At 61.5% G+C, this 21,253-nt stretch carries 21 protein-coding genes and 1 pseudogene; 16 read left to right on the forward strand and 6 right to left on the reverse strand.

Annotation, left to right across the window (positions count from 1 at the left end; genetic code table 11):
- Positions 1–301 precede the first annotated feature (301 nt).
- Complete coding sequence (locus tag EPD66_RS22495) at positions 302–1,093, reverse strand: IclR family transcriptional regulator (protein ID WP_142850813.1); 792 nt, start codon at positions 1,091–1,093, stop codon at positions 302–304.
- A gap of 206 nt (positions 1,094–1,299) precedes the next feature.
- Here EPD66_RS22495 and EPD66_RS22500 point away from each other — a divergent pair, with 206 nt between their 5' ends.
- A complete protein-coding gene (locus EPD66_RS22500; RefSeq protein WP_142850814.1) occupies positions 1,300–2,769 on the forward strand; it encodes an aldehyde dehydrogenase family protein in 1,470 nt (489 codons plus the stop codon).
- Between the two features lie 43 nt (positions 2,770–2,812).
- Here EPD66_RS22500 and EPD66_RS22505 read toward each other — a convergent pair whose 3' ends face one another.
- From EPD66_RS22505 to EPD66_RS22515, 3 genes are all read right to left on the reverse strand, one after another.
- The gene (locus tag EPD66_RS22505; protein ID WP_142850815.1) at positions 2,813–3,529 is read right to left on the reverse strand and encodes a FadR/GntR family transcriptional regulator; all 717 of its coding nucleotides are present in this window, start codon (positions 3,527–3,529) and stop codon (positions 2,813–2,815) included.
- A 111-nt stretch (positions 3,530–3,640) separates the two neighbouring features.
- Positions 3,641–4,237, reverse strand: coding sequence for a glutathione S-transferase family protein (locus EPD66_RS22510; protein ID WP_221931082.1), 597 nt, complete (start codon positions 4,235–4,237; stop codon positions 3,641–3,643).
- Between the two features lie 2 nt (positions 4,238–4,239).
- A complete protein-coding gene (locus EPD66_RS22515) occupies positions 4,240–5,253 on the reverse strand; it encodes an adenosine deaminase (RefSeq protein WP_142850817.1) in 1,014 nt (337 codons plus the stop codon).
- Positions 5,254–5,580: 327 nt separating this feature from the next.
- Between EPD66_RS22515 and EPD66_RS22520 the strand changes: the two genes are divergently transcribed.
- The 6 genes from EPD66_RS22520 (at position 5,581) to EPD66_RS22545 (ending at position 13,674) form a co-directional block, all read left to right on the forward strand.
- Positions 5,581–6,672 carry an ABC transporter substrate-binding protein gene (locus EPD66_RS22520; RefSeq protein ID WP_142850818.1) on the forward strand — a complete coding sequence of 364 codons (1,092 nt, stop codon included), beginning with the start codon at positions 5,581–5,583 and terminating at the stop codon, positions 6,670–6,672.
- Positions 6,672–7,478 carry an ABC transporter ATP-binding protein gene (locus EPD66_RS22525; protein ID WP_142850833.1) on the forward strand — a complete coding sequence of 269 codons (807 nt, stop codon included), beginning with the start codon at positions 6,672–6,674 and terminating at the stop codon, positions 7,476–7,478. Before EPD66_RS22520 ends, EPD66_RS22525 begins: the two co-directional genes overlap by 1 nt.
- Complete coding sequence (locus EPD66_RS22530) at positions 7,478–8,332, forward strand: ABC transporter permease (protein ID WP_142850819.1); 855 nt, start codon at positions 7,478–7,480, stop codon at positions 8,330–8,332. The genes EPD66_RS22525 and EPD66_RS22530 overlap by 1 nt, the downstream gene beginning before the upstream one ends.
- A 77-nt stretch (positions 8,333–8,409) precedes the next feature.
- Complete coding sequence (locus EPD66_RS22535; protein ID WP_142850820.1) at positions 8,410–9,393, forward strand: isopenicillin N synthase family oxygenase; 984 nt, start codon at positions 8,410–8,412, stop codon at positions 9,391–9,393.
- A 64-nt stretch (positions 9,394–9,457) separates the two neighbouring features.
- Positions 9,458–10,513: a LacI family DNA-binding transcriptional regulator gene (locus EPD66_RS22540; RefSeq protein WP_142850821.1), complete on the forward strand. Its 1,056-nt coding sequence runs from the start codon at positions 9,458–9,460 to the stop codon at positions 10,511–10,513.
- 146 nt (positions 10,514–10,659) lie between these two features.
- A complete protein-coding gene (locus tag EPD66_RS22545; RefSeq protein ID WP_142850822.1) occupies positions 10,660–13,674 on the forward strand; it encodes a hypothetical protein in 3,015 nt (1,004 codons plus the stop codon).
- Positions 13,675–14,076: 402 nt separating this feature from the next.
- Here EPD66_RS22545 and EPD66_RS24715 read toward each other — a convergent pair whose 3' ends face one another.
- On the reverse strand, positions 14,077–14,511 hold the full coding sequence (locus tag EPD66_RS24715; protein ID WP_255448617.1) for a S24 family peptidase: 435 nt from the start codon (positions 14,509–14,511) through the stop codon (positions 14,077–14,079).
- Positions 14,512–14,538: 27 nt separating this feature from the next.
- Positions 14,539–14,808 (reverse strand): annotated as a pseudogene (locus EPD66_RS24860) (helix-turn-helix domain-containing protein); the annotation flags it as partial.
- Positions 14,809–14,922: 114 nt separating this feature from the next.
- Between EPD66_RS24860 and EPD66_RS22555 the strand changes: the two are divergent.
- The 9 genes from EPD66_RS22555 (at position 14,923) to EPD66_RS22595 (ending at position 21,044) form a co-directional block, all read left to right on the forward strand.
- Positions 14,923–15,270, forward strand: coding sequence for a helix-turn-helix domain-containing protein (locus tag EPD66_RS22555; protein ID WP_142850824.1), 348 nt, complete (start codon positions 14,923–14,925; stop codon positions 15,268–15,270).
- A gap of 17 nt (positions 15,271–15,287) precedes the next feature.
- Positions 15,288–15,551 carry a helix-turn-helix transcriptional regulator gene (locus EPD66_RS22560; protein WP_142850825.1) on the forward strand — a complete coding sequence of 88 codons (264 nt, stop codon included), beginning with the start codon at positions 15,288–15,290 and terminating at the stop codon, positions 15,549–15,551.
- Positions 15,548–15,901 (forward strand): hypothetical protein, encoded by a 354-nt coding sequence (locus tag EPD66_RS22565; RefSeq protein ID WP_142850826.1) that lies wholly within the window; start codon positions 15,548–15,550, stop codon positions 15,899–15,901. The genes EPD66_RS22560 and EPD66_RS22565 overlap by 4 nt, the downstream gene beginning before the upstream one ends.
- A 415-nt stretch (positions 15,902–16,316) precedes the next feature.
- Positions 16,317–16,814, forward strand: a complete 498-nt coding sequence (locus tag EPD66_RS22570; RefSeq protein WP_142850827.1) for a hypothetical protein — start codon at positions 16,317–16,319, stop codon at positions 16,812–16,814.
- Positions 16,807–18,978, forward strand: a complete 2,172-nt coding sequence (locus EPD66_RS22575) for a Mu transposase C-terminal domain-containing protein (protein WP_142850828.1) — start codon at positions 16,807–16,809, stop codon at positions 18,976–18,978. The genes EPD66_RS22570 and EPD66_RS22575 overlap by 8 nt, the downstream gene beginning before the upstream one ends.
- A 69-nt stretch (positions 18,979–19,047) precedes the next feature.
- Positions 19,048–19,785 carry an AAA family ATPase gene (locus EPD66_RS22580; RefSeq protein WP_142850829.1) on the forward strand — a complete coding sequence of 246 codons (738 nt, stop codon included), beginning with the start codon at positions 19,048–19,050 and terminating at the stop codon, positions 19,783–19,785.
- Positions 19,785–20,393, forward strand: coding sequence for a hypothetical protein (locus EPD66_RS22585; RefSeq protein WP_142850830.1), 609 nt, complete (start codon positions 19,785–19,787; stop codon positions 20,391–20,393). Before EPD66_RS22580 ends, EPD66_RS22585 begins: the two co-directional genes overlap by 1 nt.
- Complete coding sequence (locus EPD66_RS22590; protein WP_142850831.1) at positions 20,390–20,785, forward strand: transcriptional regulator; 396 nt, start codon at positions 20,390–20,392, stop codon at positions 20,783–20,785. Before EPD66_RS22585 ends, EPD66_RS22590 begins: the two co-directional genes overlap by 4 nt.
- Positions 20,775–21,044, forward strand: coding sequence for a hypothetical protein (locus EPD66_RS22595; RefSeq protein ID WP_142850832.1), 270 nt, complete (start codon positions 20,775–20,777; stop codon positions 21,042–21,044). The genes EPD66_RS22590 and EPD66_RS22595 overlap by 11 nt, the downstream gene beginning before the upstream one ends.
- Positions 21,045–21,253 lie beyond the last annotated feature (209 nt).

Here is a 21,253-nt window from a genome sequence, read left to right on the forward strand (position 1 = left end):
CGCATCGGCCCAGCCTAACTGACCAATCCGCTTGCGTGCCATGACGGCCTCTCCTGCTGATCGAACAGGCCGCTATCGAATCACAATCATGCCTTCCGTGCAAAGGTCTCCAGCATGAGATTTATGTTATTGAAATAGCATAAGGAAATTAGCCTCGCCCTGAGGAGCCGCGCAGCGGCGTCTCGAAGGGCGAGACGGGCCAAAGGCATCAAAGTTCCGGGGTCAGGGCGGAGCCTATGGAGTCTCAAGGGATTGTTCTGGACCAAACGCCTCCGAGGCAGAGCCCCGAGACATCACTCTCTCAGGCGCCCGCTTCCGGCGGGGCTCCGCCCATGGCACGGGTGATACGGTGCGCCGTCTCCACGACGACCGGGGCCAGGGCCGCGAGGCGGTCCATGTCCATGCGGAAAATCGGGGCCGTCACGCTGATACTGGCAGCCACCCGGCGGCGATGGTCGAAAACCGGCGCGGACAGGCAGCGCACCCCCAATTCATGTTCCTCAAGGTCGTAGGCATAGCCACGGGCACGGATCTCCTGCAATTCGCGGCGGAAAAGCCGGGGATCGGTGAAGGTGTTGGGAGTGAAATGGGTCATGGGCAACTGCGGAATCAGCGCCTCGCATTCCGCCCGATCGGCAAAGGCCAGAAGCACCTTGCCGACCCCGGTGCAATGCAGGGGGCCGCGCCGTCCGATGCGCGAGAACATGCGGATGCTTTCCTGGCTGTCCACCTTGTCGATATAGACGACTTCCGTGCCGTCCCGCACCCCCAGATGGACCGTTTCGCCGGTCACTTCCGCCAGATGGGCGATCTCGGCGGCGGCGATCTGCCGCAGATCCATCCCTTCCCAGAAACGCCGTGCCACGTCGAGGGTGCGCAGGCCCACGGAATAGGTGTGGGTCTCCTGGTTCAGCTGCACCAGGCCATGGTCCATCAGGGTCTGCAGCAAACGGTGCAAGGTCGATTTGGGCAGGCCGCTTTGAGCCACCAGATCCACGAAACGCGGCGGCTTTTCGGCATCCGCGATCAGATCGAATACATGCAGCCCTTTCTTGAGGGCTGCCGCGCCCTGGCGCGTCGTCTCTACCGACATCCCTTATCCTTCAGTCATCAGGTCCCCGACATCAAGGAACCTGCACCATCATATGGAACCGAGTTCCATATTTCCACAAGGGGTTCGGGCATCCCAAGGGAAGGCTCCGGAAAGCTCCCTTCGTAACCTGCATATTTGTTTGACAAATTGTCAAGGGCGGAAGAGGCTGACGGCCTTAGCGTCCACCCGAGCCAAGGCAAGACGTCATGCATTCATCCAATGACCAAACCGCCTCTTCCCGCCCTCTGGCCAATCTCATCGACGGCGAATGGGTGAGCAGCGGCGAGCTGTTCCAGAACATCAACCCCTCCGACCTGTCCGATAAGATCGGGGATTACGCGCTGGCCGATGCCGACCAGGCCCATCAGGCCATCGCCGCCGCCAATCGCGCCTTCCCCGCCTGGGCCTCGACCACGCCGCAGCAACGCGCCGACATCCTGGACGCCGCCGGCACCACCATCCTGGCCCGCAAGGAAGAACTGGGCCGCTTGCTGGCGCGGGAGGAAGGCAAGACCCTGCCCGAGGCCATCGGCGAAGTCGTCCGCGCCGGGCAGATCTTCAAGTTCTTCGCCGGCGAGGCCCTGCGCATCGCGGGCGAGAAGCTGGCCTCTGTCCGCCCGGATGTGGAGATCGAAATCCGGCGGGAGCCGGTGGGCGTGATCGGGCTGATCACCCCGTGGAACTTCCCCATCGCCATTCCCGCCTGGAAGATCGCCCCCGCCCTGGCCTATGGCAATTGCGTGATCCTGAAACCCGCCGAACTGGTTCCCGGCTGCGCCTGGGAACTGGCGCGCATCCTGGTCGATGCGGGCCTGCCGCCCGGCGTCTTCTCCCTGCTGATGGGCCATGGCCGCGTCCTGGGCGAGGTCCTGACCTCCTCGCCGGGCGTCCATGCGATCAGCTTCACCGGCTCCGTCGCCACGGGCAGGCGGGTCGCCGCCAAGGCCGTGGAAACCGGCAAGAAGATCCAGCTGGAAATGGGCGGCAAGAACCCCCTGGTGGTGCTGGACGATGCCGACCTCAAGATTGCCGTCGAGGCCGCCGCCAACGGTGCCTTCTTCTCGACCGGCCAGCGCTGCACCGCCTCGTCGCGCCTGATCGTCACCGAGGGCATCCACGACCGTTTCGTCGCCGCTTTGGTCGAGCGCATGAAGGGCCTGACCGTCGACCATGCCCTGAAGCCCGGCACCGCCATCGGCCCGGTCGTCTCGCAAGAGCAGCTGGACCAGGACCTGCGCTATCTCCGCATCGGCCAGGAAGAAGGCGCCCGCCTGGTGACCGGCGGCGAGAGACTGAGCCGCGAGACCGAAGGCTACTTCCTCTCGCCCGCGCTGTTCACCGAGACCACCGCCTCCATGCGCATCAATCGCGAGGAAATCTTCGGCCCGGTCGCCAGCGTCATCCGCGCCAAGGATTACGACGAGGCCCTGGCCCTGGCCAACGACACCGAATTCGGCCTCGCCGCCGGCATCTGCACCACTTCGCTGAAGCTGGCCAGCCATTTCAAGCGCCACGCCCAGGCGGGCATGGTGATGGTCAACCTGCCCACGGCGGGGGTGGACTATCATGTGCCCTTCGGCGGGCGCAAAGCCTCGAGCTACGGCCCGCGCGAACAAGGCCGTCATGCGGTGGAGTTCTACACCACCATCAAGACCGCCTATCAGTTCTCCGGCTGAACCGCCTCCCCACCGGCACCCGTTCAGGCGGGTGCCGGTCCCCTCACTTATCCCGCTGGTGGTCGGTGACGCGCTGGCGCGCCCGGCCGAGATGCAGGCGCATCGCCAGCCGCGCCGCCTCGGAATCCCCGGCGGCGATGGCGTCATAGATAGCGCGATGCTCTTCGAAGACCCGCTTGGCCCTTTCTTCCGACCCTTCGCGGGTGAGGTTGAGGGCAACAGCCATCGCCCCCTCGACGATCTTGTGAATGCTGTCGAGCATCAGACCGAACATCTGGTTGCCACTGGCATCGGCGATGGCGCGGTGAAAGGCGAGATCGGCCCGGTTCGGCGCATTGCCCGCCTTGAACTGCACCACGAAATCTTCCATGGCCGCCTGGATGGCCGCCAGTTGCTGCGGCGTGCGGCGCTGCGCCGCCAGGGCCGCCGCCTCCCCCTCCAGGGCGAGGCGGATTTCCACGCAACGCAGCAGGCCGGCCACGTCGGACGCATCGGCGAAGCGGATCAGACCCTCGGGCGGACGGCGCTGCACGAAGGATCCCGCCCCTTGGCGCGACACCACCAGGCCGTCGGCCTGAAGCCGCATCAAGGCCTCGCGCACCACCGGCCGCGATACCTGAAAGGACTGACAAATTTCCTTCTCCGACGGAAGGCGCTGCCCTTCCTTCAAGGCGCCGGAAACGATCTGTTCGAGGATCTGCCCGTAGAGCTGGTCTCCCAACCGCTCTCTTTTCCGCGGCTGCAATTTGAGCTCAGCCATCCGCTTCTCCTCCAGAACCTGCCATGTTGTCAGCCTAACCTGTTCTAGAGCGCTCCCGGCGGGAGATCAAGCCATGAGCGACCTCCGCCGGTCCCCACCCCGGTGCGCCGGTCAGAGAGGCTGCCAAGCCGGACGCGCCCGGATGCGGTCCAGCCATGCGCCGACCGCCGGATAAGCCGAGAGATCCTGGCCGCCTTCCGGCGCCAGATGCACATAGACGTGGCAAGCCAGGTCCGCAAGCGTGTACTCCGCGCCCGTCAGGTAAGGCCGCCCGGCCAGCCAGTTCTCCAGGAAGGAGAGATGACGCGCGCCCTCCTGACGCAGGGCGGCGATCTCCGCCGCCCGCGCCTGCTCCCATCCCATCCGCCGGAAGAAGCGGGGAAGCGCCAGCGGTTTCGACAGATCCGCCTGCTCCCAGAACAGCCAGGACAGGATTTCCGCCTGAAGCGAGGGCGTCTCGGGCAAGAGAGACGAACCACGCGCCAGATAGACCAGGATCGCCGCCGATTCGACGATGGGCCTGCCGTCGGCGGCGATCAGGACCGGTACCCGCCGATGCCGCGACAGCCCGGCCAGCCGCTCGCGGTCCGTCAGGTCCAGCGTCACCCGCTCATGGGGAAGACCCAGTTCCGCGAGGCAAAGCCGCACCTTCCAGCAATTGCCGGAAGGTGCCGTTTCATAAAGCCGGTAGGGCGCCGCTGCCTTCATGCTCATTCCCCGGCGGCGGCCCCGGCGATCGCGGCATCGATGGAGCGGAGATGGCGTGCGATTTCCTCCTGCGGCAGGAAGGAGGCGGTGAAGCTGTTCTTCGCCAGTTGGACCAGTTCCGCATCGGTCAGATCCAGGGCCTCGCGGCAAGCGACGTAATTGTCGTTCACATAGCCGCCGAAATAAGGCGGATCGTCGGAATTGGCGGTCACGGCGAGACCCGCCCGCAACAGGCGCGCGATATTATGCTCGGCCATGTCCTGGAACACCTTCAGCCGGACATTGGATAGCGGGCAGACCGTCAGCGGAATTTGCCGCTCTGCCAGCAGATGCACCAGATCGTCGTCATCCTCGCAGCGGACGCCGTGATCGATGCGATCGACCTTCAGGATCTCGACGGCCTCGCGCACATAATCCGCCCCGCCCTCTTCCCCGGCATGGGCCATCGTCTTCCAGCCGCGCGCCCGCGCGGCGGCGAAGACACGCTCGAACTTGCTGGGAGGATTGCCCAGCTCGGGACCGCCCAGCCCCAGGCCCACCACCCGGTCCTCATAGGCCCGCGCCTGCTCCAGCACTTCGAAGCCCTCGGCCTCGGGGAACTGGCGCTGCAAGCCCAGGATCAGGCCCGAGGTGATGCCGAAATCCTGCCTGGCGGCCTCCATCGCCTCCAGGATGCCGTCCATCATCGTCGGAAAGGTGATGCCGCGCCGCAGATGGGCCTGCGGACTGATGAACATTTCGGCATGCTTCACCGCATCCTCATGCGCCTTCCTGAGATAGGCATAGGTGACATCGGTGAAATCCTCGCGCCCGCACATCACCGTCAGGCCGGCATAATAAAGGTCCAGGAATGTCTGGAGGTTCTGGAACTCACAGGCCGCCTCGACCTCCGCCTGGGTCGCGAAGGGAATGGCCACGCCATTCCGCGCGGCGAGTTCCAGCAGCATCGCCGGTTCCAGCGAGCCCTCGATATGCATGTGAAGTTCGGCCTTGGGCAAGGCAAGGATATCGATCATCTGTTTTTTCTCCTGAGGTCCCGCAGGCCCCGCATTTTCTGCGCATTGAGCAATCATTGGTCACAAGAGCCTTTTTATTAGGCAAATTGTCGCATTTCCGACAAAGCCTCCCGGCCCGAAGCGGCTTTCCAGCCTTCCGGTGCCGAGGAAGCAGCTCTTTGATTCTTCATTCCTTTTTCCTTCCTCTCCGGCTCCTCCCGGCTTTGGCACAGCCCTTGCTCAAACTGTTTTCATACGAATCGCAAACCTTTCGCCTCGCCTCTGAAAACGTTTGCAAGCTCTGGACCATTCGGGCGTCCGCTCCCCTAGAAGAAGGTCTTTGCAGGAATGTCTCTCACGAAATCCGCAGCCCTTTCCGCCCTTCTTGCCACCGGCACGGTCCTGATAGCCCCCCAGGCTCAGGCCCAGGACCTGAAACCCGTGACCATCGCGGTCGGCACCTCCGTCCTGAATGTCGGCTATCCGATGCTGACCCTCCCCCTCACCCTCGGCTATTGGGAGAGCGAAGGCTATAAGGTCGCCGTCGAGCCGGTGGGCGCCTCGCTGCAGGCCGTCCAGCAGATGGTCGCCGGCAACGCGGATTTCGCGCAGGTCAATGCCAGTGTGATCGTCCAGTCGAACGTCACCAACAACCTTCCCGTCCGCGTCGCCATGGCCAATGGCGTCGTCGACTGGTCGATCGCCGTTCCCGCCGAGTCCGACATCCAGGGCCCCGCCGACCTGAAGGGCAAGACGATCGGCGTCTTCAGCCTGGCGACGGGCGGCATTCCCTTGATGAAGAGCTATCTGACGGAAAACGGCCTGAATCCCGACAGCGACATCTCGATGATCCCGCTGGGGCTGGGCGCGGCGCCGGTTCAGGCGTTGCGCCGGGGTCAGGTCGACGCCCTTCTCTACTGGGCCTCGGCGACGGCGGGCTTCGAGAATGCCGGGCTCGAACTGCGCGAGATCATCCCCCCCGATTGGCGCCAGTATCCCGATTACTCCCTGTCCGTCATGCAGGCCAAGGCGGATTCCGATCCCGACATGGTGGTCGCCATCGCCAAGGGCATCGCCAAGGCCACGGTCTATGCGCTGGAAAATCCCGAATGCGCGGTGAAGCTGCACTGGGAACGCTATCCCGAAACCAAGCCCTCGGGCGCCGATGAAGCGACGCTGCTGCAATGGGACCTCAACAACATCAACGCCCAGCTCGCCACGCTGCAAGACGGCTTCAAGCTGAATGGCGGCACGCATTGGGGCGCGGTCGATCCCGCCGGCTTCCAGCGTCTGCAGGCCTTCCTCCAGGAGGCCGGGATCATCAAGGGCGAAATCCCACCCCAGAATTATCTCCTCTCCATCCCCGACTTCGAACAGCGGGTGAACGATTTCGACGCCGAGGAGATCCGGGCGAAGGCGCAGACATGCGAGGTCGGGTGATGGGCGCCCTATCCCAGGCTCCGGCCACGGAATCCTCGCCGCTCGTCCGCATTTCCCATCTCGAAAAGCTCTACCCCACCCGTGACAACGGCAATGTCCACGCCCTCAGCGACATCCAGCTGAGCATCCCCGACGGGGCCTTCGTCACCATCGTCGGGCCGAGCGGCTGCGGGAAGAGCACGCTGCTGAAGATCCTGGCGGGCATCCTCGACCGCAGCTCCGGCACCGTCGAGATCGCCGGGCGCAACCTGGAAGGCCCCAGCAAGGAACTCGGCGTCGTCTTCCAGGCCCCGGTCCTGCTGCCCTGGCGGACCGTCCTGGCCAATGTCCTGGTCCCGGCCGAGATCCAGGGGCTCGATCCCGCCCAGTCCCGCGAACGGGCCCGCGACCTGCTCTCCATGGTCGGCCTCTCCGGCTTCGAGAACAAATATCCGGGCGAGCTTTCGGGCGGAATGCAGCAGCGCGTGGGCATCTGCCGCGCCCTGATCAACGAACCTGCCTTCCTGCTGATGGACGAACCCTTCGGCGCCCTCGACGCCATGACGCGGGAGACGATGAATCTCGAACTCCTGCGCATCTGGCAGGAAAAGCGCACGACGGTCCTGCTTGTCACCCACAGCATTCCCGAAGCCGTCTTCCTGGCCGACAAGGTGGTGGTCATGACCCCGCGCCCCGGCCGGATCGCGGAGGTCATCGATATCGACCTGCCCCGGCCCCGGACCCTGCCCATGTTCAACACCCCGGAATTCGGCCGCCATGTCGATGCCATCCGCCGTCATTTCAACAGCGGGGGAGCGCTGGACTGATGACCGAGATTGCCGCCCGCGAGGCTTCGCCCCCAACCGTCCCGGCCCCGGCCCTGCCCGCTGGGAAGAAAAAAGCCAGCTGGAAGGAAAGCCGCCTCGTCTCCCCTTCCCTGCTCGTTATCGTGCTCTTCCTCTGGGAAGCACTGGTCCATCTGCTGGGCATTCCCGCCATCGTCCTGCCGCCGCCCAGCGCGGTGCTGGTCTCCCTGTGGGACGGCATCGCCTCCGGCCTGTTCCTGCCCCACTTCCTCGTGACCGTCACCGAGATCCTGTCCGGCTTCGCCCTGGGCGGCGGCATCGGCATCATCCTCGGCATCCTGATCGGGCAGTCGGCCTTCCTGGAACGCGTCATCTATCCTTACGTCGTCGCCTTCCAGACCGTCCCGAAGGTCGCCATCGCGCCGATCATCGTGGTGTGGTTCGGTTACGGCCTGTCCTCGAAGATCATCATCACCGCCACCATCGCCTTCTTCCCGGTACTCGCCAACACCATCGTCGGCCTGCAATCGGTGCCGCGCGAACAGCTCGACATGCTGCGCGCCTGCACCGCCTCGAACTGGCAGATCTTCCGCATGGCCCGGCTGCCCCAGGCCCTGCCCTTCATCTTCGTCGGGCTGGACATCGCCATCGTGCTGTCGGTGATTGGCGCCATCGTCGGGGAGTTCGTCGGCGCCAGGGCGGGGTTGGGCTATCTCATCCTGCAGAAGAACTTCACCTTCGACATGGCGGGCGTCTTCGCGATCCTGATCATCCTGTCGCTGATCGGCGTCGGCCTGCATTTCTGCGTGATGTTCGTCCAGCGCCGCGTCCTGTTCTGGGCCGACAGCAACAAGAACCGGATCACCGGCGCCTGACCCGGCGCCGGTTTCCGCCTTTCGCCATTATTCCGCCTCCCTCCGTCATTCCTCTCTCTCAGCCGAAAGGGATTTCCATGATCAGCCCTGTCCGCACAGCCAGCCGGGAAGAGGTTCCCGTCCTCGACCTTGCCCCCTTGACCCATGGCGGCCCGATCGACGACCTCGCCAAACAGCTGGATCGCGCCTGCCGGGAGATCGGCTTCTTCTACGTCTATAACCACGGCGTGGATGAAAGCGTTTTCAACAACGTCTTCGAGGCCACCCGCCGCTATTTTGCCCTGCCCGAGGACGTGCGCCAGGGCCATCTGATGCACCCCATCCATCGCCGCGGCTTCATGCCCCAAGGCATCAACCAGCATCCCGGCTATGTCGCCGACCTGAAGGAAAGCTACGAGATCGGCGTCGACCTGCCGCCGGACGATCCGGATGTGCTGGCGGGCCTGCCGCTGCATGCTCCCAATCAATGGCCCGACGACCTGCCCTGGCTGCGGGACGCCAGCGAAGCCTATTTCGACCAGACCAAGGCCCTGGGCGAGCGGCTGCTCAAGCTGATCGCCAAGGCGCTCGATCTCGACGAAGGCTTCTTCCTGCAATACACCAAGAAGCCCATGGTGCAGATGCGCCTGTTCCACTATCCGCCGCAGCCCGCCGTCTCGCCCGACAACGCCTTCGGCGTCGCGCCGCATACCGATTACGGCATGATCACCCTGCTGGCCCAGGATCCCATCGGCGGCCTGGAACTGCGCAAGCGCGACGGGGAATGGATCGCTGCGCCTTATATCGAGGGCACGCTGGTGGTCAATATCGGCGACCTGTTCCAGCGCTGGACCAACGACCTCTACGTGTCGAACCCGCACCGCGTGGTCAACCGCACCGGCAAGGAACGCTATTCGATCCCGATGTTCTACAATCTCGACTACGACGCCCCGGTGTCCTGCCTGCCGACCTGCTGCTCGGCCGACAACCCGCCGCGCCACGCGCCGATCAAGTCCGGCGACTATCTTGTCCAGCGCTTCCGGACGGTGCAGAAATACAAGGCGGAAGAAGAGGTCGCCTGATCCCGGTGGCGCGGGGCGGTGGCCCGGAAAACGCAAGGAAAAGGCTTGAGACGATGGAGGGGCCGTGACGATTGATGACCTCGCCGGCCCCACTGCCGACGATCTCCCGCCGGGCGCAGAGGTGACGCTCAAGGATATCGCCCGGCTCGCCGGCGTCTCCGTCGCCACCGCCTCGCGGGTGATCAACCGCACCGGCCTCGTCGCCCCGGCCAAGCTGCAGGCCGTCGAGGCGGTGCTGGCGAAATTCTCCTATATCCCCAACAACGCCGCCCGCGCTTTGATCAAGCGGCGCTCGATGACCGTCGGGCTGATCGTGCCGACCATGGCCAATCCGGTCTTCGCCCCGGCCATCGAAGGCATCGAGGCCAGGCTCCAGGCCGCCGGCTACGGCCTGCTGATCGCCTGCTCTCAGCGCGACCCGGACAAGGAACTGGCGCAGGCGCGCACCATGCTCGAACGGGGCGTCGACGGCCTCATCCTCACCGGCTCGCATCACCGCGACGAATTGCTGCCGCTCGTCCATTCCCGCGGGATCGCCACAATCATCCAGGACGATCCGGTAGGGGCGGAGGGCGTGCGCTCGCTGGCCATGCAGGATGCGGCGGCCATGGCGACCGCCATCGACGCCCTGGTCGAAGCCGGGCATCGGCGGATCGCCATCCTGACCGGCCCCACCGGCAATACCCGGCCCATCGCCGAACGCCTGCGCGGCGCGGTGGAACGCCTGCGTCATCACGGTATCGCGGTAAGCCCCGAGGATATCGCCGAGACTCCCGATTACGAAGCCGCCACCGCGCGCCCCGCCGTCAGGCGCCTGCTGGCCCGACGGCCCGCCTATACCGCCATCGCCTGCACCGGCGACATCCTGGCGATCAGCGTGATGATCGAATGCCGCCGCGCCGGCCTGCGCGTCCCCGACGACCTCTCCCTCATCGGCTGCGGCGACACCGTCATGGCCCAGTTCGTCGACCCGCCTTTGACCACCGTCCACCTCCCCTTCCGCGGCATGGGCGAAGCCGCCGCCACCCTCCTGCTGGCGGAAATCGACCGGCAGCCCTCCGACACGCCGCGCGCCATGGACTTCCATCTGGTCGAACGCGAAACCGTGCGGAGGCTGTAATTGAGTTCACAGTCGATTGGAGGAATGGACATACCGAATTTTAATCACAACCCCTCACTCAGCCTTTTCGTGCCCGCACTACTATTACCGAGTAAAAGAAGATAAACTCTTTATTCTCGACATAGATTTTTGAGCCTCGGCACACCATGTTCGACATTGTTGGCGACGATATCTCACAGCTTTCCGATGCAGACCTCCGCAAACTGGTCGCACGGCTATGCATCGCTGACCTTATCTGTAAGGGTTTGCCGGCCTCAGCCGTGACGGCAGGCGGTCATCAGGATGCCCCCGATGGCGGCCTTGATGTTCGAGTAGAATTCACTTCTGACGCCCCATCGCCCGATTTCATCCCTCGGAGCAGCACTGGGTTCCAGGTGAAGGTACCCGATATGCCGCCTGCCGCTATCCGAAAGGAGATGCGGCCAAAGGGGGCATTGCGCCCGGTTATCCAAGAATTGGCCGATGAAGCGGGCGCGTACATTATTGTGAGTTCTTCTGGATCGACGGCCGACAAGGCCCTCCGAGACAGGCGGAAGGCCATGAAAGACGCTATCGCAGATATGGCCAGTTCAGAAAACCTCCATGTCGATTTCTACGACCGTGAAAGACTTGCCCATTGGGTTAATCTACATCCCGGCATTGTCTCATGGGTAAGGAAGAAGATAGGGAAACCGCTCAAAGGCTGGCAGCCTTATGGAAATTGGTCGGCCCCCACGGAACCAGAGGATAGCGAGTACCTGACCGACTTGCATTGCCGCCTGCGTGACAGCAGATTTCCTCGTGAAGGCAGCTTAACAATCGAAGTTGGTATCCAGCGTATCCGCGAAGTGCTTTCCCAGCCGTCTGCAGCCGTTCGCCTGATCGGCTTATCTGGTTTAGGGAAAACAAGGCTCGTTCAGGCCCTCTTTGATGAACGAATTGGAAAAGAAGCGCTAAATCCGGCCCGTGTTATTTACACCGATATGAGCGATGGTCCGACGCCTTCGCCGCAGGACGTCATACGGGAGCTCATCCAGACTCGCAATCGCGCCATTGTCATCGTGGATAACTGCTTACCGGAGACACATCGCTCTCTTGCCAAGGCCTGCAGAAACCCCGCTGGCATGGTTAGCATCCTGACCATTGAATACGACGTTGGCGAAGATATTCCAGAGAATACGGAGGTTTTCAGGCTAGAGCCAGCTTCGGACGAAGTCATCGAAAAGCTGATTGCACACCGGGAGCCGCATATTTCGCAGGTCAACCGAAGGAGAATCACTCAATTCTCCAGTGGCAATGCTCGCGTCGCCCTTGTTTTAGCTCGGACCGTGAAGCACGGTGACACTGTCTCTAACCTTTCAGACCGTGAGCTTTTTACCCGCTTATTTCACCAAGGCCGAACAGAGGATGCTCAACTTCTACTGGTGGCGGAAATCTGCTCCCTTGTCTACTCCTTTGATAGCGAGACGATCTCAGGAGAAAACGCAGAGCTCCCGCTTCTTGCTGAACTCGCTGACATGTCCGCTGACAGTCTCTATCGACGTGCCGCTGAGCTAAAGGCTCGTGATCTCTTACAGCAGAGAGGACAATGGCGAGCCATCTTGCCGCATGCCCTAGCCAATAAGCTAGCGCGGCAAGCTTTAGAATATATAAGGCCTGAGCGCGTTACATCCCTCCTTCTCGAGAAGGCACCCGCTCGGCTGATAAAGTCATTTTCGCGCCGCCTCGGTTATCTACACGACTCCGAGATCGCGAAGAAGATTGTTGACGACTGGCTGCGCCCAGAAGGGATTCTCGCAGACATAAACAAACTCTCCCCGCTTGGCATGGACATGCTTCGGAATGTCGCTCCAGTCTCTCCCGAAGCCACCCTTTCGGTCCTTGAGAGAGGTCTAAACAGTGGAAACAGCGCGATTGTCAATGATCTGCATTATACCCACCGCTACAATGTAGCTTTACTCGCCAAGTCCCTGGCCTATGGAGAAGAATTATTCGATAGATCCGCGTTCTTGCTCGCCCTCTTGGCAAATGCTGAACCCGAGAACAGAAAACATAACTCTACGAGAGACATATTTAGTGGCTTGTTTCAGATTTATCTATCCGGAACCCACGCAAGGGCAACGCAGCGCATTGCTTTTATCTATACTCTTTTAAGTGGAAATAATCAGCATTTTTCAGAGTGCGGTCTTCTGGCTCTAGATATAATGCTAAAAACAGGCCGTTTCTCTTCCTCCACCACCTTCGAATTCGGAGCTCGTCCTCGAAACTTTGGCTGGCAGCCTGCAACAAGAGAGGAAGTGCAGAATTGGTATTCGTCTGCCCTTAATTACATAGGGGTCTTGCTCAAAAATGACAGCCCATTCAGCGACCGTCTTTGTCTGATGCTGGCGTCGAATTTCCGTGGCCTGTGGACGAGAGCGGATATTTGCGAGGTCTTGGAAGAAGTAGTCGAGAAGATCGCAGCACGACAGCCGTGGATTGAGGGCTGGATTAGCGTCAGAACGACAATTCGCTTTGACGCGGAGGCAATGAATGATCCGCTTCTGGAACGGCTACGCGCGCTCGAAGAACGGTTGAACCCGCCGGACTTACCCCACCAAGTCCGGGCATATGCCCTCAGCCGACAGTGGGACGCCCTTGACCTAGCTGACAGCGAAGGGAACGACAGTGACAACCCTTCTGTTCAGTACAAGCGAACAGAAGAAAAAACGAAAAACCTTGGGCGCGCAGTAGCACAAGATGAGGGGGTACTATCAACACTCCTTCCAGAACTACTCTCTCATGAAGACTCTGGCAGACTCTGGTGGTTCGGCTTCGGTCTCGCGGAAGGCACGAATGACCCGGTAAAACTTTGGAAAACGCTGAGAGAAAGCCTCTCAACGGTGGCCGAAAATCGGCGAAACGTTCAAACCTTACGTGGCTTTTTGTCGCAGGCCGGAAAGGCGTCCCCCGCCTGCACAGCTAGATTGCTGGACGAAGCCGTTTCTGACCCGGTGCTTGGGCCGTGGCTCCCTATCTTGCAGAGTTCGGTGGAGATCGACGAAAGGGGTGTTGATCGTCTTTTAACCTCAATCAATATTGGGCTGTCTCCCATATGGCGTTTTGGCCAACTCGCCCTTGGACGCATGACCGATCCTATTCCGCTAGACAAGCTAAGTTCTCTGCTGACCATCATTTTGTAACCCGACAGATAGTGTTGGAACGAGGCGGGATATGCCGGGATTAGGCGGGATGTGACGGGATGGCGCAGGAATACTGAGGTTTGACGGGGACAGTTGGCTCCGAGCGATCCAGGTTCATCTGCACGCCATAATGGACATCAGCGTCACCTAACTCTGGATCGCTCACTCTTGATGTCTAGCCAGCGGCCTTTAGCGAACAAGCCCCCATACCAGACGACTTGGTCCATGACGCCCAGTTGGTCTGCAGCATGTGGCAGCACCTCTTCAGAGTTCCGACTTCTTCCAAGGAAGTTGGAACAAATTCATCCTTAGGGGGTGCTTGTTCCAGACCATGCCAACAAGTTGATATTAAAAGTTTTTTTCACACCTCTCTCCCATTCCTGTAGGAATGGAAGGCGGAACTCAGGTTTTGCGAATCGAACCAGCTACCCTTCCAATAATGGTAAGCCGGTTAATGTCTTGCTTGTCAATGTGCCATGGGCTGTAAGCCTGGTTGTCACTATTGACCAGGAGACGGGGCCCTGCCCACTGAAGACGCTTAATGTAACATCCACCGTCAAAGCAAAAGGCGTAAACATCGTCCTTTTCGGCATCGTTTACAGAGCAGTCTACGATAGCAATATCCCCACCAAATAAAGTTGGCTCCATGCTATCACCCTGCATATGGACACCAACAACTGATGTGGGAGAGGCCTTCAAGTGTACGCGGATATATTCATCTGGGATGTCAATGAACTCATTGACAGGGCTTTCTTCATTGAAGCTGCCATGCCCCATTGACAGGACGGCTTGGTAAACAGGAATACGTCGCACCGAACCAATCGGCTGCACCGTCATGCGAGCCTCCAACCGTTGCGGTCCTCCCCTCCCTGTAGCTAGCCAGTCAAGAGAAACATCGCAGACCTCAGCGATCTGAGCGGCCTTGTCTAAGCCTGGTTGAGCCCCACTCAGATACTTCCTCATTAAACTCTCACCGATCCCGCACTTTCGTGCGAATTCGCTAACAGACATCGCACCCTGGAGAGCTTTCAGCCGCTCCTGGAAACTGTCAGAGTTTCCTGCATTATCTCTGACATTCTCAGGCTCTGTGCCGTTTGATGTCAGAGTTTTGTTAAGCTCTTGATCTTTCGCCATTTTCTTCGAAGCCACGCCCTATAGTGCGAAAAACGAACTCTGACGCGCCCAGGGTTCGAACTTTAGTGTTGATCGGCTCGCACTATGCGGCTATGTTCATTCTAGAACCTGAACATGAACACCGCGAAAAAACCGGCCTGCCAGGGCCGGTTAGGAGAGCCGATGAAGCGAGCGGCCAAAGGCATGCACCCGGAAGATATCAAGGCAGCCCTGCGCCAGCGCGAGGGTTCGCTTGAAAAGCTGTCCGAGCGTTGGGGCTACCACTACACCGCCATCAGCGTCTGCCTGCGGAAGCAGTGGCCGGCGGTCGAGAGACGTATCGCCAAGATGCTGGATAAGCATCCCTCGGCGATCTGGCCCGACCGCTACAACCCCGACGGCACGCCTAAGTCCCGTCGCTCCAAGGCCAATCGTAGCAGCCAAAAGCCGGAGAGCAATATGCAACTCCGCGAGGCTGCATAACCATGGTCGCCTCAAGCATGAACACGCCCTGGAAAAGCGACCTTCTGGTCTTGCAGGCTCGCATCCACAAGGCGCGCAAAGCACAGAAGATCACCCAGGCCCAAGCCGGCGCCATTATCGGCATGACCGAGCGCAGCTACCGCGACTTCGAGAACGGTCACAAGGACCTGAGCGCCCCCAACCTGTTCCAGCTGGCCGCTGCCTTGGGCATCCGCGTATTCGACCCGACACCCGAAAAGAAAAACCGGAAGAAATCTTCCGGTTTCAAGGAGGTGGCATGAGCGAAGCAATCAAGAATGTTAGCTCGACCAACATGGAAGCAGCCCTGCGCACCCTGGAACCGACTGGTCTGTCACAGGCGGTTTCAAAGCAGATCATAGCGGAAGACTACAAAGGCGCCTTCCTGATCTGGGCCGACGAAGCGGGCATGCAGGGTGATGACTGGTTGGCCCTGATCATCACCCTGCAGCTTCTGCCTTTCATTCCTCCGTCGTCTACCAAGAAGGCGGAAGCGCCTGGGATTAAGAACCGCTTTGTTTCTTTCTCCGTCGCTGAAGAAGCTCACGCTGCAAGACGTGTAAATCTCCTTGGGCGTATATCTCGAATTCTTTCGCAAAGGCATCAACCGTAAACCTGACGAAATCAGCCTCATATCGGTCTGACACATCACTAACGGCGGTTGATATCATGTCCCTTACTTCGTCAATCGACACGACGTCTTTGGCAATAAGAAGTTCCACTAAGCGCATGTGCAGCAGCGAGCTTCCTTCAACAATGTCGTACAGCGATTGGCAAATGAAAGGTGAATGCCTAAGCCGTTCCTCGAATTCTTCGTCGTCCACGCTGTTTTCCCCTCTGGGTTGTTTGTTCACTTTCACCTTAGGGGAAAAGCGGCCGGTCGTCATGGTGCTTCGGCGCCGGGCGCCCGGCCGCCCCTCGGGCCACAGATCGGCCCTTTCTCTCCCTAACTTGGCCGGGCGCACCAGCGCGCAAAACGTGCGTCCGGTCCTTTTTCCTCCATTCAGCATCACTCCACGGAGGGACCAATGACCATGAAGAAGGTGAGGAGACGGGCGGAAGACCCGCGCCAGATGGCCTTTCTGGACCTGCTTGGCAGCCGGAAAGAAGACCTGATCGAAGTGCCCGAGATGCCGGCTCCTGCCCCCGGCGCCCTGGACTACGACAAACGTATGCGGGATCTGCTGAATCGGGCGATCAAGGCCAGCCCCTTTGACCGCGAGCAGATCGCGGCGATGGTCACTACCCTGGTCGGGCGCGAAGTGACCAAGCCGATGATCGACAGCTGGACCGGCGCCACACGCCTTAACCGCTTCCCCGCTGAATTGGTCCCGGCTTTTTGCCAGGCGCTGGGCAACACTGTCCTACTGGCCGGACTGGTCGAAGCCTGCGGGTGCCGTTTGGTCGAGGGCCAAGAGTTGCAGTTCGCCCGATTGGGGCAGTTGTGGCTGTTCATCCAGCAAGCCTCGGCCGAACAACAGCGCTTAGTTGAGGCCCTCCCGTTGTTTGGGGGCAAACATGACTGAGCGCTACATGACGGCGGCCGAACTGGCTGCTGCTAAGCTGCCTGAACTGCCTTCAACTGAAAGCGCCATGATCCGACGCGCAAAGCGGGAGGAATGGCCCTGCCAGAAGCGTGAAGGACGGGGCGGTGGCTGGGAGTATCCCATCTCTGCCTTGCCTGAGGCCGCCCGTCTGGTTCTGGCCCGTGCCCTGGCTGCCGAAGCCGTGGCGACAGGCGTTGTGGAGCCGCCGGTCAAGACGCCTTCAAAGGCGCGTTTAACACCTGTCAAAGAACCGATTGCCACCAGCATCCTGGAACTGCCCGAGGATATCCGCACATTGTGCGAAGCCCGTGTGGCGGCGGTACGAGCCTATCATGCCTTCCGGCTTGCCGTCGGACAAGCAGACCGCAAGGCCCGCCCGGCTTTCTGCGCCGCCTGGGCTGCGCGGGAAATCCCCGTGGAACCCTGGGTCTATCAGGCGGTCCGGAAATTCTCAAAGAACACCCTGCGAGAATGGGAAGACCGCTGGCGCGCCCACGGCCTGACCGGCTTGGCTCCGCACTGGGGTAGCCGCAAGGGCAGCGGTATCCTGGACACGGACCAGGATCTGCGCAGCTTCGTGCTGGGGATGCTGGCCGAATGGCCGCATTCCGACGCAGCCCGCATCATGCAGGGCTTAGTTGCCCGCTTTCCCGACCGCGCCCTACCTTCTTCGCGCACATTGCAGCGCTTCCTGGCCGAGTGGAAGACGCAAAACGAACAATTGTTCCTGAAGCTGACCAACCCAGACGCTTGGCGATCCAAGTTCAAGGCCGCTGGTGGATCGCGATCAGAAGGTGTGAATGCTCCTAACGCCCTGTGGGAGATGGATAGCACACCGGGGGACTTGCTGCTGGCCGACAACACCCGCCACAAGCTGATCGGTACCATTGATGTCCATACCCGCCGCCTGCGTTTGCATGTCAGCCGTCAGTCTTCCTCAGCCGCAGTCTTGAGCGCCTTGCGCGGGGCCATCCTGGCTTGGGGCAAGCCGGCACGCCTGCGGATCGACAACGGTGCGGACTATGTCAGCCGCAGAGCGCGGATGGCTTATGACGACCTGCATATCGATCTGGATATCTGCCCGCCCTTCACTCCAGAGGCCAAGCCACATATCGAGCGTGCTTTCCGCACGTTCTCCCACGACCTGCTCGAACTGCTGCCCGGCTATGTCGGCCACAACGTAGCCGAGCGCAAGGATATCGAAGCGCGAAAGTCCTTCGCTGATCGGCTGATGCGTAAAGACGAGTTGGTCGAGCTGCGCATGACGCCCGAAGAATTGCAGGCATTCTGCGACCGCTGGTGCGAGGACCTGTATGCCCACCGCCCGCATGGCGGCCTCAACGGCAAGACGCCATGGCAGGTTGCGTCGGAGTATCGCGGCGCCATCACACGGATTGAGAATCCACGCGCCCTGGACGTGCTGCTGATGCCCACGGATGGCGAAGGCCGCCGCATGGTTTCCAAGGATGGTATTCGCATCGACAACGCACGATACGACGATCCCGCTCTGGGCGGTTGGGAAGGTCAGTGGGTCAAGGTTCTCTTCGACGATGCCGATTTCGGCTACGTGTTCGTCTTTAGCGAGGATGGTGAATTCATCTGCCGCGCCTGCTGCCCCGAACGCACCGGCGCGTCCCGTGCGGAAGTATCTGCCGCTCGCAAGGCCCGTCAGGCCAAGGTGTTGAGCGAAGGCATGAAGGAGCTGAAGGCAGCTCAGAAAGCCATCCGCCCCGAAGAACTTGTTTCGGACATCCTGGCGAAGGCCGCCGAGAAGGCGGGCAAATTGGTACGCCTGCCTCAGGCGGCGGCCCCCTACACCACACCAGCCTTGGAGGGCGCGGCCCTAGCGGTGAAAGCCGACTTACCCGCCGCGCCAGCGCCGCGTCGTGCTGCCGAGGAAGCCGCCCGGACGGCGCTGATTGCCGACTTCCAGGCGGAACGTGCGGAGCGCCGCCCGCCCACCGCCGAGGAGAAATATGACCGCTGGCTGGCGCTGGAGACTCGCGCACAGGCGGGCGAAACGCTGGCCGGGGAGGATGAACAATTCCACCGCCTGTTCCGCCAGTCGCGGGACTGGAGTGCAGAACGTGACCGCAGGGAGATGGTCAGCGCGTTCTACAAGACGCTGAACGCCGCTGGCTGATGAAGAAAGCCCGCACGCAGCGGCAACTGCGCACGGGCCGAAACGACAAAATTTATCAAGAGGAATTGCATGACCCATATCGCTGCACCTGTCAACACCATCGCACCGCTGCGCAACGTGGCCATCGCCATGGCGGCCATGAAATGTGCAGTCGAGCGGCCTCGACACCTGCCGGGGATGGTGACCTTCTCCGGCCCCAGCGGGTTCGGGAAGTCGATGGCGGCGGCCTATGTCGCCAACAAGTTCCGTGCTTATTACGTCGAGGCGAAAAGCTCCTGGACCAAGAAGACCCTGTTGCAGGCCATCCTGCGCGAGATGGGCAAGGTCCCGGCCAAGAACGCCTCGGACATGACCGACCAGATCTGCGAAGAGCTGATCTTGTCCGGCCGGCCGCTGATCATCGACGAGATGGACCACATCGTCGAGAAGAAAGCGGTTGAGGGCGTGCGTGACATCTATCTGGGCTGCAATGCGCCAATCCTACTGATCGGCGAGGAACTGCTGCCCATCAAGCTCAGGCAATGGGAACGGTTCCATGGCCGCATCCTCGACTGCTTCCAGGCCGAACCCATGGATATCGGCGATGCCCGGCATCTGCGCGGCCTATACTGCCAGCAGATTGAGGTGGCCGACGACCTGCTGGAACTGATCCTGGCGGCATCCCACGGCTCGGCCCGGCGCGTCTGTATCAATCTGGAGCGGGTACGGACCGAGGCGCTGTCGGACGGCATCGCCCTTGCCGACCGCGCTTGGTGGGGCGACCGCGCTTTGCATACCGGCGAACCGCCGAAGCGGAGGGTCTTCTGATGCCGCGCCGCCCGGTGACCGAAATGACCGGCCAGACGTTGCGCGGCATTGACGCCTATTGGTCAATCATCCTCGACCTGCACAAGACCCAGGGAGGCTTCACCTTGACCGAGGTGGAGATGCGCACCAACGCCCTGCGCGCCACGGTGGGCGACTACATCCGCCGTCTGGTCAAGGCGGGGTATCTGGAGGTTGCCGCGTCAGATGGTGGCGAGACGGGACAGGCGAAGGTCTATGTCCTGGCCAAGCCGCAGAGCGAAGCGCCGCGCCCGCGCCGCGACGGCACCCTTGCCGAACAAGGCCGTGCGCGAGAGCAGATGTGGCGAACCGCCCGCATCATCAAGGAATTCACCTACAGGGATCTGGCCATCCAGGCGTCGACCGAGGAATGTCCGGTCGCGCCCATCGATGCTCAGGATTACTGCAAGCATCTGGCCAAGGCGGGATATCTGGCCGTCAGGCAAGAGGCCCGGCCCGGCCATCTGGCGATCTACCGCTTCCTGGCCACTCGCTACACCGGCCCGAAGGCGCCGATGGTTCAGCGCGTCAAATCTGTGTTCGACCCCAATCTCAATAAGGTCATGTGGACCGCCAAGGAGGGCACATGACCTCTACCCGCGAATCCGTCCCCGCCGTCCAACGCGCCCGTGTTGCCTGGGGCGAAGCATTACCCCAATGGGTACAGGTGCTAGCCGAGCATTGCGATGCCACCAGTCAGGCCAGAACGGCCAAACGGATCGGTTATTCTGGCGCAGTCGTCTCCCACGTCCTCAAGAACGTCTATCCCGGCGATATCGCAAAGGTCGAACTGGCCGTGCGCGGCGCCCTCATGGCAGCAACGGTGAATTGCCCTGTGCTGGGCGACCTTCCCACCAACGAGTGCCTTGAGCATCAGCGCCGCAAGTTTGCCGCCACCAATCATGTCCGGGTGCGGCTCTATCGCTCTTGCCATGGCGGATGCCCGCACAGTCAGAAAGGAAAAGAAGGCCATGCTGAGTAACGACCTCGACAGTCTATCCCGCACCCTCGCCCAGGCCGTGGAGAAAGGCCTCGTGAGCGATGCCTTGGTGACCAACGCAGCGCTGCTGCTGCGCAGCCGGGCCGAGGATGCCCGCGCCCTTGAGGCGGTGGCCATGCCGGACCGCGCACGGATCACTCAGGCCGAGCTGCCCGACAACGTGATCGAAATCGCCAGCATCCTGCATCGCAAGGGCGTCCGCACCGCCCGGCGACTGCCCACCGGAGGTGACGCCGCATGATGCTGCTACGCCGCCTATTGCAGGCCCTTGGATGGCATGCGCACCGGCCCGCGACTGCCCCCCCGCCAATCCCCCACCCCGAGCGCCTGCTGCTCAGCAAATCCATAACGCCGTGAGGAAGGAAAAGAGATGATGAGCGAAATCACGAACAGCCTGCCCGAGATCCCCGAGGGCTACATGAAAGACGCCAAGGGGCGCTTGGTGCCCGA

It is taken from the genome of Telmatospirillum sp. J64-1 (genome assembly GCF_006980715.1).
Taxonomy (GTDB): domain Bacteria; phylum Pseudomonadota; class Alphaproteobacteria; order Rhodospirillales; family Magnetospirillaceae; genus Oleiliquidispirillum; species Oleiliquidispirillum nitrogeniifigens.

Bases quoted from the DNA above. Each gene is read 5' to 3' on its own strand.
- EPD66_RS22495 (WP_142850813.1), bottom strand. From the start codon at position 1,093: ATGTCGGTAGAGACGACGCGCCAGGGCGCGGCAGCCCTCAAGAAAGGG.
- EPD66_RS22500 (WP_142850814.1), top strand. From the start codon at position 1,300: ATGCATTCATCCAATGACCAAACCGCCTCTTCCCGCCCTCTGGCCAAT.
- EPD66_RS22505 (WP_142850815.1), bottom strand. From the start codon at position 3,529: ATGGCTGAGCTCAAATTGCAGCCGCGGAAAAGAGAGCGGTTGGGAGAC.
- EPD66_RS22510 (WP_221931082.1), bottom strand. From the start codon at position 4,237: ATGAAGGCAGCGGCGCCCTACCGGCTTTATGAAACGGCACCTTCCGGC.
- EPD66_RS22515 (WP_142850817.1), bottom strand. From the start codon at position 5,253: ATGATCGATATCCTTGCCTTGCCCAAGGCCGAACTTCACATGCATATC.
- EPD66_RS22520 (WP_142850818.1), top strand. From the start codon at position 5,581: ATGTCTCTCACGAAATCCGCAGCCCTTTCCGCCCTTCTTGCCACCGGC.
- EPD66_RS22525 (WP_142850833.1), top strand. From the start codon at position 6,672: ATGGGCGCCCTATCCCAGGCTCCGGCCACGGAATCCTCGCCGCTCGTC.
- EPD66_RS22530 (WP_142850819.1), top strand. From the start codon at position 7,478: ATGACCGAGATTGCCGCCCGCGAGGCTTCGCCCCCAACCGTCCCGGCC.
- EPD66_RS22535 (WP_142850820.1), top strand. From the start codon at position 8,410: ATGATCAGCCCTGTCCGCACAGCCAGCCGGGAAGAGGTTCCCGTCCTC.
- EPD66_RS22545 (WP_142850822.1), top strand. From the start codon at position 10,660: ATGTTCGACATTGTTGGCGACGATATCTCACAGCTTTCCGATGCAGAC.
- EPD66_RS24715 (WP_255448617.1), bottom strand. From the start codon at position 14,511: ATGACGGTGCAGCCGATTGGTTCGGTGCGACGTATTCCTGTTTACCAA.
- EPD66_RS22555 (WP_142850824.1), top strand. From the start codon at position 14,923: ATGAACACCGCGAAAAAACCGGCCTGCCAGGGCCGGTTAGGAGAGCCG.
- EPD66_RS22560 (WP_142850825.1), top strand. From the start codon at position 15,288: ATGAACACGCCCTGGAAAAGCGACCTTCTGGTCTTGCAGGCTCGCATC.
- EPD66_RS22565 (WP_142850826.1), top strand. From the start codon at position 15,548: ATGAGCGAAGCAATCAAGAATGTTAGCTCGACCAACATGGAAGCAGCC.
- EPD66_RS22570 (WP_142850827.1), top strand. From the start codon at position 16,317: ATGACCATGAAGAAGGTGAGGAGACGGGCGGAAGACCCGCGCCAGATG.
- EPD66_RS22575 (WP_142850828.1), top strand. From the start codon at position 16,807: ATGACTGAGCGCTACATGACGGCGGCCGAACTGGCTGCTGCTAAGCTG.
- EPD66_RS22580 (WP_142850829.1), top strand. From the start codon at position 19,048: ATGACCCATATCGCTGCACCTGTCAACACCATCGCACCGCTGCGCAAC.
- EPD66_RS22585 (WP_142850830.1), top strand. From the start codon at position 19,785: ATGCCGCGCCGCCCGGTGACCGAAATGACCGGCCAGACGTTGCGCGGC.
- EPD66_RS22590 (WP_142850831.1), top strand. From the start codon at position 20,390: ATGACCTCTACCCGCGAATCCGTCCCCGCCGTCCAACGCGCCCGTGTT.
- EPD66_RS22595 (WP_142850832.1), top strand. From the start codon at position 20,775: ATGCTGAGTAACGACCTCGACAGTCTATCCCGCACCCTCGCCCAGGCC.